Below are 10,680 nucleotides of genomic sequence, written 5' to 3' on the forward strand. Positions count from 1 at the left end.
CCGTCGCCGCCCTGCTCAGGACCGACCCGGCCGACGGAACCGTGCTGCTCGGCGCGTCCCTCGTGCTGCTCGGTCTCGGCGCGGGGCTGGCCCTCGCGGCCTCCCTGCGCGACGCCCGGCTCGGCTCGGCGCTGTTCGGGCTCTCGCTGTGCTTCCCCTCGGTCCTGGTCGGCCATCTCATCTGCGGCTCGCTGGAGATCCACAGAGTGGAGCAGGCGACGACGGCGCCCGGCCAGGTGATCGCGCTCGGTGAGGGGTTCCGGATGTGGCTGATCGTCGCGGGCGGGGTCGCCGTCGTGCTCGGGATCGTGATCGTCCTGGTGGCACGGCGTCGCGAGGCGCGGACTCCGGATAGTCTTTCCACCGTATTCCACTGACCTGTAGCACCGACTGAACACCATGGAGATAGATCCGTGTCCGAGCGCACTCTGATCCTGATCAAGCCCGATGGCGTACGCAAGGGCGTCGTCGGCGACGTCGTCTCGCGCATCGAGCGCAAGGGCCTCAAGCTCGTCGCCCTGGAGCTGCGCACGCTGACCACCGCGGTCGCCGAGGAGCACTACGCCGAGCACCGCGAGCGCCCCTTCTTCGGTGAGCTCGTCGAGTTCATCACCAGCGCCCCGCTCGTCGCGATCGTCGCCGAGGGTCCGCACGCCATCAAGGCCTTCCGCGGCCTGGCGGGCGCCACCAACCCGGTCGAGGCCGGCCCCGGCACCATCCGCGGCGACTTCGCCCTGGAGATCGGCGAGAACATCGTGCACGGCTCCGACTCGCCTGAGTCCGCCGCCCGCGAAGTCAAGATCTTCTTCCCCGAGCTGGGTTGAGAAAAAGGTTCCTGCCGGAACCAGCCACGTTCCGCACCGCGCGCCAGTACCATCGGGCGCGCGGTGCGGCCGTGTTTACGGCACCCTGCTTGGGGCACGGCAGTCGTTTTGCGGGAAACTTAACAGCCTCGGCGTCGATTCTCGGGTAACGCGCGTTGCCTTGGTGACTGCCGGGGGCGCCACTATCGCGTTACGATGAACACGCCGCTCCGACTGTCCGCTTTGGTGTCACCACCAGCAGGAAGGGCCCCCTTTTCTCCATGGGTAACAAGCTGTCGTTCCTTGGCCGTGACATGGCCGTCGATCTGGGAACCGCGAACACGCTCGTATATGTGCGTGGTCGCGGAATCGTGTTGAACGAGCCGTCCGTCGTGGCGATCAACACCAACACGGGGAAGATCGTCGCCGTGGGCATAGAGGCCAAGCGGATGATCGGGCGCACCCCGGGGAACATCGTGGCCGTCCGTCCCCTCAAGGACGGTGTGATCGCCGACTTCGACGTCACCGAGCGGATGCTCCGCTACTTCATCCAGAAGGTCCACAAGCGGCGGCACTTCGCCAAGCCGCGGATCGTGGTCGCGGTGCCGTCCGGGATCACCGGGGTGGAGCAGCGCGCGGTGAAGGAGGCCGGCTACCAGGCCGGCGCCCGCCGCGTCTTCATCATCGAGGAGCCGATGGCCGCGGCGATCGGCGCGGGCCTGCCGGTCTACGAGCCGACCGGCAACATGGTCGTCGACATCGGCGGCGGCACCACCGAGGTGGCGATCATCTCGCTGGGCGGCATCGTGACCTCGCAGTCGGTGCGCGTCGGCGGCGACGAGCTCGACCAGGCCGTCATCACCTTCGCGAAGAAGGAGTACTCCCTGATGCTGGGGGAACGCACCGCCGAAGAGATCAAGATCGCGATCGGCAGCGCGTTCCCGTCGGGTGACGAGGAGCCGCACGCCGAGATCCGCGGCCGCGACCTGGTCTCCGGCCTGCCGAAGACCGTCGTCATCTCCGCCGAAGAGGTGCGCCGCGCCATCGAGGAGCCCGTCAACGCGATCGTCGACGCGGTCAAGACCACCCTCGACAAGTGCCCGCCCGAGCTGTCGGGCGACATCATGGACAGGGGCATCGCCCTGACGGGTGGCGGCGCGCTGCTGAAGAACCTCGACGAACGGGTCCGCGAGGAGACCGGGATGCCGATCCATCTCGTCGACAACCCGCTCGACTCCGTCGTCCTCGGCACCGGCAAGTGCGTCGAGGACTTCGAATCGCTCCGCCAGGTCCTCGTCCCCGAGCCGCGTCACTGACCCGGTGCCCTCCCCGCCTCGCGCGGGATCCGGGGTTCGCGGTGTTCAGGTGTCGATGGGTGAGGGGTCGGGGTGAGGGACAGCGGTCGGACCAGGCTCGTCCTGGGGATTCTGCTGACGATTTCGTTGGTGCTGATCACTGTCGACTACCGCGGTGGTGAGGATTCGCCGCTGCGCGGGCTGCGGGGCGTCGGCGCGGCCGTGTTCGGTCCGGTGGAGCGGGTCGCGGCCAGTGTGGTGCGGCCCGTCGGCAACACCTTCGACGCGTTGAAGGACGCGCCGGGCCAGCGCGACTACGCCCAGCGGATGCAGAAGGAGAACCAGCGGCTCCGCGAGCAGCTCCGCTCCAACACCCTCGACAAGACCCGCGCCGACCAGCTCGACCGGCTGCTCGGCTCGGCGGGCCTCGGCGGATACAAGATCGTCGCGGCGAACGTCATCTCCGCGGGCCAGGGGCTCGAGGACACCGTGACGATCGACGCCGGCACCCTGTCCGGGGTGAAGCCCGACATGACCGTGATGACCGGCGACGGCCTGGTCGGACGCGTCACCAAGGCGGGCCCCGCCACCGCGACGGTCCTGCTCGCCACCGACGCCGCGTCCACGGTCGGCGCCCGGCTGGAGGACTCCAAGGAGATCGGGGTGCTGCACGGCGCGGGCCGCCGCGGCATCGGCGTCGGCAACGCGCCGCTCCGCTTCCAGCTCCTGGACGCCGACGCCCCGCTCGCCGTCGGCCAGCGCATCGTCACCCTCGGCTCGCAGGCCGACCGGCCGTACGTCCCCGGCGTGCCGATCGGCGAGGTCGTCAAGGTCGAGCAGACCCCCGGCTCGCTGACGCGCTCCGCGCTGATCCGGCCGTTCGTGCACTTCTCCCGGCTGGACGTCGTCGGCGTGGTCGTCGCGCCGCCGAAGAGCAATCCGCACGACGCCGTCCTGCCGCCCAAGCCGACCGCGCGCCCGACCACGAGCCCCCAGGGGAACTGACGTGCTCAACTCCGTGGAGGAGGCGCAGGGCGGCAAGCTCCGCGCGTTCCTCATCATCCTCGCCGCGATCGTGTTCCAGGTCGCGGTCGCCAACCGGCTTCCGCTGCCCGGCAACGTCACCCCTGACGTGGTGCTGCTGACGGTCGTGGCGCTGGCGCTGTTCAACGGCGAGATGGTCGGCATGGTCGCCGGGTTCGGCGCGGGGCTCGCCACCGATCTGGTGCCGCCCGCCGACCACGCCATCGGCATGTACGCGCTGGTGTACACGCTGATCGGGTACGCGTGCGGGTTGGTGAGCGATGAGATGGAGCGGTCGCAGACCCTGCCGTTCGTCGCGGTCGCCGTCGGCGCGCTGCTGGGCACGCTGGCCTACGCCGTCGTCGGGATGATGCTGGGCGATCCGCGCGCCGCGTGGCCGCTGGTCTCCCGGATCCTCCCGCTGACGGTCCTGTACGACCTGCTCGCCAGCCCGTTCGTGGTCTGGATCGTGCTGCGGCTGTCGCGGCGCACCGAACGCACCGGCCCGCGCGGCGGCCTGTCCGTCCCCGGGTACGCCACGCTCGGGCGGCAGAACCGATGAATCCGCGCACCCACACGCGGCTGGTCGTGCTCCACGTCCTGGTGGGGGCGCTGCTCGTGGTGCTCGGCGGGCGCATGTGGACTCTGATGGTCCTGCAGGGCGAGCACTACCAGGAGGTCGCGGCCGACAACAGGACCCGCGACATCGTGGTCCCGGCGGTCCGCGGCTCGATCCTCGACGACCGCGGCCTGCCCCTGGTCAGGAACAGGACCGCCTTGGTCGTGTCGGTGGATTCCACGGTCCTGTCGCGGCAGAAGGACAAGGGGGCCGCGGTCCTGGCGAAGCTGGCCGGGGTCCTGCGCACCACGCCGGAGAAGATCCAGCAGAAGGTGCGGCTCTGCTCGCCGACCGTGCCCCGGCCGTGCTGGCCCGGCTCGCCCTACCAGCCGATCCCCGTGGAGGACCGGGTCGATCCGCGGCAGGGCATCCAGATCCTGGAACGGCAGGAGGAGTTCCCCGGGATCATCGCCCAGGTCCAGGCCGTCCGGGAGTACCCGCGGCCGGACGGCGCGTCGGCCGCCCAGGCGCTCGGCTACCTCCAGCCCGTCACCCAGGGCGAACTCGACCTCCGCAAGGGGCTGAAGGTCACCGGCTACAGCGGGGTCGACCTGATCGGCCGCGACGGCCTCGAAGCCGAGTACGACGTCGACCTGCGCGGCGTCCCCGGCGTCCGGAAGGTCAACGTCGACAGCCGGGGACGTGTCACCGGGATCGCCTCGGAAGAGGAGGCCGTGCCGGGCGCGCACCTCGTGACCAGCATCGACGCCAAGGTGCAGGCGGCGGTCGAGAAGGCCATCGCCCGGCAGGTCGACAAGGTGAAGAAGCACGGCGGCAAGCCGTCGGCGGCCGGGGTCGTCATGGACGTCCAGACCGGGAAGGTCGTCGCGCTCGCCTCCTACCCGACCTACGACCCGTCCATCTGGACGGGCGGCATCGCCCAGGACGAGTACGACGCCCTGCTGGGCAAGAAGCGCGGCGAGCCGCTGATCTCCCGGGCGATCTCGGGCCAGTTCGCGCCCGGCTCGACCTTCAAGGTCTCCTCGCTGGCGGCCGCGATCAGCGACGGCTACCCGCTGAACGGCACCTACGACTGCCCCGGCGGCTACACCGTCGGCAACCGGGTCTTCCACAACTTCGAGGGCCAGGGCCACGGGCCGATGAACCTGCACCAGGCGCTCGTGGTCTCCTGCGACACGATCTTCTACAAGTTCGCCTACGACGAGTGGCTGCGCGACGGCTCGACCCGGCCGGTGAAGGACCCGAAGGATCCCATGGTCAAGATGGCGCGGGCGTTCGGTTTCGGCTCCCGCACCGGGATCGACCTGCCCAACGAGCTGCCGGGCCGGATCCCGGACCGCTCCTGGAAGCGCGACTACTGGGAGGCGACCAAGAAGGTCGACTGCAAGCGCGCCAAGACCGGCTACCCCGAGCTGAAGAGCCCGACGCGCGCCGCCTACCTGACGGCCATCTCCAAGGAGAACTGCGCCGAGGGGTTCGTGTGGCGCGCCGGTGACGCCGCGAACTTCTCCGTCGGCCAGGGCGACGTGCTCGTCACCCCGCTCCAGCTCGCCCGCGCCTACGCGGCCGTCGCCAACGGCGGCAGGCTGGTCGTCCCGCGGGTGGCCGACGCGGTCGTCCGCCCGGACGGCACCCTGGTCCGGCGGATCGAACCGAAGGTCGACGGCCGGCTGCCGGTCAGCCCGAAGACCCTCGCCTACATGCGCAAGAGCCTCGCCGAGGTGACGACCGGCGGCACCGCGGCCGGCGCGTTCGCCGGCTTCCCTATGGACAAGGTGCACATCGCGGGCAAGACGGGGACGGCCGAGGTCTTCGGCTACGACGACACCGCCTGGTTCGCCTCCTACGCCCCGGCGAACGACCCCAGATACGCGGTCGTCGTCATGGTCACCGACGCGGGCACCGGCGGCGGCTACGCGGCGCCGGCCGTCCGGGAGATCTACGAGGCGATGTACGGGCTCGACGGCAAGCCCGCGGCCCTGCCCGGCGGCAAGCTGCCGGCCAAGCTTCCGAAGGTGAACCGATGATCGGCGGTTACGGGACGCAGCGGTCGTGGACCAGCCGGATGGCACGGCGCGACTCCGTCCTGCGCCGGCTCGACTGGGGCCTGGTGCTGCCGCTGCTCGCCCTCGCCGTGATCTCCTCGCTGCTGGTGTTCTCCGCGACACGCGCGGGGCTGCGCGCCGACCCCGAGGCGTTCCTGAAGAAACACGTCCTCAACCTGGCGATCGGCGCGGTCCTGTACGGGGTCGTCGCGTCGTTCGACTACCGGCTGCTGCGCGCCTACGCCCCGATCCTCTACGGCCTGTCGGTGCTCGGCCTGATCGTGGTGCTGACGCCGTTGGGCGACACCGTCAACGGTTCGCACTCGTGGATCGTGATCGGCGGCGGGTTCCAGATCCAGCCGTCGGAGTTCGCGAAGGTCGGCCTGGTCGTGCTGATGGCGATGATCCTGGGGGAGCCGCGCGACGGTGAGGTGGGCCCCGGCCGGCGCGACATCCTGATCGCGCTCGCCGTCGCGGGCGTGCCCGCCGCGCTGATCATGCTCCAGCCCGACCTCGGCACCACGATGGTGTTCGCGGCCGTCGTCCTGGGGATGCTCGCGGTGTCGGGGGCGTCCAAGCGCTGGACCCTCGGCCTGGTCGCCGGCGGGATCCTGCTGGCGGTCGCCGTCGTCATGATGGGGCTGCTGAAGGACTACCAGATCGCCCGGTTCACGGCGTTCCTCGATCCGACGGCCGACCCGCGCGGCGCGGGCTACAACGCCGCACAGGCGAAGATCGCGGTCGGCTCCGGCGGCATGTTCGGCAAGGGGCTGTTCCAGGGCGAGCAGACCACCGGCCAGTTCGTCCCCGAGCAGCAGACCGACTTCATCTTCACCGTCGCGGGGGAGGAGCTCGGGTTCGTCGGGTCGCTCGTCATCGTCGCCCTGATCGGGATCGTGCTCTACCGGGGGCTGCGGATCGCCGTCCACGCCAGCGACATGTTCGGCACGCTGGTGGCCACCGGAGTGGTCTGCTGGCTGGGGTTCCAGGCGTTCGAGAACGTCGGGATGTGTATCGGGATCATGCCGATCACCGGCCTGCCGCTCCCGTTCGTGTCCTACGGCGGATCCGCCACGTTCGCCACCCTGATCGCCCTCGGTCTGCTCCAGGGCGTGCACATGCGGGGCAGCCGCTCGCTGTAACGCCACGGCAGTCCCGGGGTGCGGGTACGCTGGGCAGTTGATCCCAGCCATCGTTCCGGAAGGTAAGCCATGCCTGTTGAGTCGGTCTTCTCCCGGCTGGAGCCGCTGCTGCCGTCGGTGCAGAAACCCATTCAATATGTGGGCGGCGAGCTGAACTCCCAGGTCAAGGAGTGGGACTCCGCAGAGGTGCGCTGGGCCCTCATGTACCCCGACGCCTACGAGGTCGGCCTGCCCAACCAGGGCGTCCAGATCCTGTACGAGGTGCTGAACGAGCGCGAGGGCGTGCTCGCCGAGCGCACCTACTCGGTCTGGCCCGACCTTGAGGCGATCATGCGGGAGCACAAGATCCCGCAGTTCACCGTGGACGGCCACCGCCCGGTCGGCGCCTTCGACATCCTCGGTGTCTCCTTCTCGACCGAGCTGGGCTACACCAACCTGCTGACGGCGCTCGACCTGGCCGGGATCCCGCTGGAGGCGGTGAACCGCGGGGAGGAAGACCCGATCATCCTGGCGGGCGGCCACGCGGCGTTCAACCCCGAGCCGATCGCCGACTTCCTCGACGCGGCCGTCCTCGGCGACGGCGAAGAGATCGTCCTCAAGATCACCGAAGTGATCAGGGAGTGGAAGCGCGAAGGCCGCCCCGACGGCCGCGACGGCCTGCTGATGCGCCTCGCGGTCTCCGGCGGCGTCTACGTGCCCAAGTTCTACGACGTGTCCTACCTGCCCGACGGCAAGATCCAGCGGGTGGCCCCGAACCGTCCCGGCGTGCCGTGGCAGATCGTCAAGCACACCGTCATGGACCTCGACGCCTGGCCGTACCCGAAGACCCCGCTGGTCCCGCTGGCCGAGACCGTCCACGAGCGGTTCTCCGTGGAGATCTTCCGCGGCTGCACCCGCGGCTGCCGCTTCTGCCAGGCCGGCATGATCACCCGCCCGGTCCGCGAGCGGTCGATCACCACGATCGGCGACATGGTCGAGGCGGGGCTCAAGGCGTCCGGCTTCAACGAGGTCGGCCTGCTGTCGCTGTCCAGCGCCGACCACACCGAGATCGGCGAGGTCGCCAAGGGCCTGGCCGACCGGTACGAGGGCACCCAGACCAGCCTCTCGCTGCCGTCCACCCGCGTGGACGCCTTCAACATCACCCTGGCCAACGAGTTCTCGCGCAACGGCCGCCGCTCCGGTCTCACCTTCGCCCCCGAGGGCGGGTCCGAGCGGATGCGCAAGGTCATCAACAAGATGGTCTCCGAGGACGACCTCATCCGCACCGTGACCACCGCCTACGAGAACGGCTGGCGGCAGGTCAAGCTCTACTTCATGTGCGGCCTGCCCACCGAGCAGGACGAGGACGTCATGGCCATCGCCGCGATGGCCAAGCGCGTCATCCAGGCGGGCCGCGACGCCACCGGCAGCCGCGACATCCGCTGCACCGTGTCCATCGGCGGGTTCGTGCCCAAGCCGCACACCCCGTTCCAGTGGGCCGCGCAGGCCGACCACGAGACCGTCGACCGGCGGCTGCGCGCCCTGCGCGACACGCTCCGGATGGACAAGCAGTACGGCCGCGCCATCGGGATGCGGTACCACGACGGCAAGCCGTCGATCGTCGAAGGTCTGCTGTCGCGTGGCGACCGCAGGGTCGGCGCCGTGATCCGCAAGGTCTGGGAGGACGGCGGCCGCTTCGACGGCTGGTCCGAGCACTTCTCCTACGAGCGCTGGATCGCCAAGGCCGCCGAGGTGTTCGAGGACCAGACCGTCGACCTCGACTGGTACACCACCCGCGAGCGCGAAGAGGTCGAAGTCCTGCCCTGGGACCACCTGGACGCCGGCCTGGACCGCGAATGGCTCTGGCAGGACTGGAAGGACTCCACCGACGAGAGCGTCGAGGTCGAGGACTGCCGGTGGACCCCCTGCTACGACTGCGGCGTCTGCCCGTCGATGAGCACGGAGATCCAGATCGGCCCGACCGGAAAGAAGCTGCTGCCGCTCTCGGTGGTCGACGGCCGCTGAGGATCGTTGCGCCCGGAGGTTCAAAAGTGTTCACTTGCGGGAAGTGACCCACGAGGTGAACCTCGCTCGTGGTCAGGGCGTCAAACCGCTGTGGGAACGGGGCTTTCCGGCTCTTCCCGCCTTTTCGGTGGACGCCGCTGGCGTGGGCCGGGTCTCCGGCCCCGTACCCTAGGGGCAGACACTTGAGTTTGGGGCCGTCCGAAGGCGGCCGCACAGCGAGATTTCGGTGGTCCACCGGGCCACCGACGATGAGGAAGGACAAGACCACTGGCTCCCATGCCGGACGGTCCAGCACCGGCTCCGGTGATCCAGAAGCTGCGGGTCCGCTACACCAAGCGGGGCCGCCTGAGGTTCACCAGCCACCGTGACATCTCCCGGGCCGTGGAACGCGCAGTGCGGCGCGCCGGGATCCCTGTCGCGTTCAGTGCCGGATTCTCTCCGCACCCGAAGATCTCCTACGCGGGTGCGGCGGCCACGGGTACGGCCAGCGAGGCCGAATACCTCGAGATCGGGCTCACCGAGACCCGCGACCCTGCGCGGGTGCGAGCCGAGCTCGACGCGGCGCTCCCCGACGGCATCGACGTCATCGACGTGGTGCCGGCCCGGGTGGGCACGGCGTTGGCAGACCTTCTCGAGGCGTCCGAGTGGCTGGTACGGCTGGACGGTGTCGCACCCGACGCCGCCGAGCCCGCCGTCCAGACCTTTCTCGGGTCCGAGATGATCGAGGTGGAACGCCTCACCAAGAAGGGCCGGCGCCGGTTCGACGCCCGGGGCGCGGTCGCCGCGCTGACGGTCGAACCGTCGGACGCCGGTACGGGAACTGTTTTGCGCATGGTCGTACGGCACGCGACACCCGCCGTACGTCCTGATGACGTCCTCACCGGACTCCGTCAGGCAGCCGACCTCGCGCCGCCGTCACCTCCACTGGTGACCAGGCTGGCGCAGGGGCCGCTCGACGAGAGCACCGGAAGGCTCGCGGATCCGCTGGAAGCCGATCGTGACCACGCGGTCGCGGCCGGAGCGGTAACCGGCGTCGGCGCCTGACCAAGAGGTCCGGGCAAGCCGTCCAGCGCGGACGGTGGACCTCAGGGGACGGTCGGGCGCGTCCACATGAAGCTTCGTCGTGGCATGGCCACGACGCCAAGACTGAGGAGCTCCTGTGCGGCGCACCGAGAACGACGCCCCGGCTGCGGCCGGCGGCGGGATCGGTGCTGCCCGGGAGCCTGACGGGAGACGACCCGAATGCTCGACAACGAAGAGAACGAACCCGCCGCGGGTGTGACGGAAGAGTCCGCCACGCCCAAGCGCAAGCCGCCGGCGCGCCGCCGCGCGGCCCGTCCCGCAGGTCCGCCGCCGGAGCCCGACGACGTGCCCGCCACGATCGTCGTGACGCCGGCCGAGCCCGCCGCGCCGCTGGTCGAGGCCCTGGAGTCAGGTGTGCTGACCCCGGACGCCGAGGCCGTCGTCGAAGCCGTCCTCGAGGATGCCGTCCTTGAGGATGCCGTTCTCGAGGATGATGAGGTGGCGGCGGTGGCGCCGGAGCCGAAGACCCCGGTCCGGCGCACGCGCGTCCGCAAGACCGCGGTGAAGGCCGAACCGGTCGCGGAGCCCGTGGTCGTGGAGGCCGTCGCCGAGGAGGAGACGCCCGTTGAGGCGCCTGCTCCGGCTCGTCGCACGCGCCGTACCGCCAAGACCACGAAGGCCGCTGAGCCCGAGGCCGTCGCCCCGGCCGAGGAGCCGGTCGCCGAGGCCGCGCCCAAGCGTCGCCGCACCACCCGCAAGGCCGCC

At 70.3% G+C, this 10,680-nt stretch carries 8 protein-coding genes and 2 pseudogenes; all 10 read left to right on the plus strand.

Going from position 1 to position 10,680, the window contains the following annotated elements; all coding sequences use genetic code 11:
* A pseudogene (locus ACYVE7_RS20365) lies at positions 1-377 on the plus strand (hypothetical protein); the annotation flags it as partial.
* Between the two features lie 36 nt (positions 378-413).
* Entirely contained in the window at positions 414-824 is a 411-nt protein-coding gene (ndk, locus tag ACYVE7_RS20370; RefSeq protein ID WP_460366549.1) for a nucleoside-diphosphate kinase, read from the plus strand.
* Positions 825-1,084: 260 nt separating this feature from the next.
* The gene (locus tag ACYVE7_RS20375; RefSeq protein WP_460366550.1) at positions 1,085-2,119 is read left to right on the plus strand and encodes a rod shape-determining protein; all 1,035 of its coding nucleotides are present in this window, start codon (positions 1,085-1,087) and stop codon (positions 2,117-2,119) included.
* 129 nt (positions 2,120-2,248) lie between these two features.
* The gene (gene mreC, locus ACYVE7_RS20380) at positions 2,249-3,103 is read left to right on the plus strand and encodes a rod shape-determining protein MreC (RefSeq protein WP_460366551.1); all 855 of its coding nucleotides are present in this window, start codon (positions 2,249-2,251) and stop codon (positions 3,101-3,103) included.
* A gap of 1 nt (position 3,104) precedes the next feature.
* Positions 3,105-3,683, plus strand: coding sequence for a rod shape-determining protein MreD (gene mreD, locus ACYVE7_RS20385; protein ID WP_460366552.1), 579 nt, complete (start codon positions 3,105-3,107; stop codon positions 3,681-3,683).
* A complete protein-coding gene (gene mrdA / locus ACYVE7_RS20390; RefSeq protein ID WP_460366553.1) occupies positions 3,680-5,728 on the plus strand; it encodes a penicillin-binding protein 2 in 2,049 nt (682 codons plus the stop codon). Before mreD ends, mrdA begins: the two co-directional genes overlap by 4 nt.
* Complete coding sequence (rodA, locus tag ACYVE7_RS20395; protein ID WP_460366554.1) at positions 5,725-6,888, plus strand: rod shape-determining protein RodA; 1,164 nt, start codon at positions 5,725-5,727, stop codon at positions 6,886-6,888. The genes mrdA and rodA overlap by 4 nt, the downstream gene beginning before the upstream one ends.
* Positions 6,889-6,957: 69 nt before the next feature.
* Positions 6,958-8,892, plus strand: coding sequence for a TIGR03960 family B12-binding radical SAM protein (locus ACYVE7_RS20400; RefSeq protein WP_460366555.1), 1,935 nt, complete (start codon positions 6,958-6,960; stop codon positions 8,890-8,892).
* A 276-nt stretch (positions 8,893-9,168) separates the two neighbouring features.
* The gene (locus ACYVE7_RS20405) at positions 9,169-9,936 is read left to right on the plus strand and encodes a TIGR03936 family radical SAM-associated protein (RefSeq protein WP_460366556.1); all 768 of its coding nucleotides are present in this window, start codon (positions 9,169-9,171) and stop codon (positions 9,934-9,936) included.
* A gap of 198 nt (positions 9,937-10,134) precedes the next feature.
* Positions 10,135-10,680: pseudogene (locus ACYVE7_RS20410) on the plus strand (hypothetical protein); the annotation flags it as partial.

This window comes from Actinocorallia lasiicapitis (assembly GCF_054778695.1).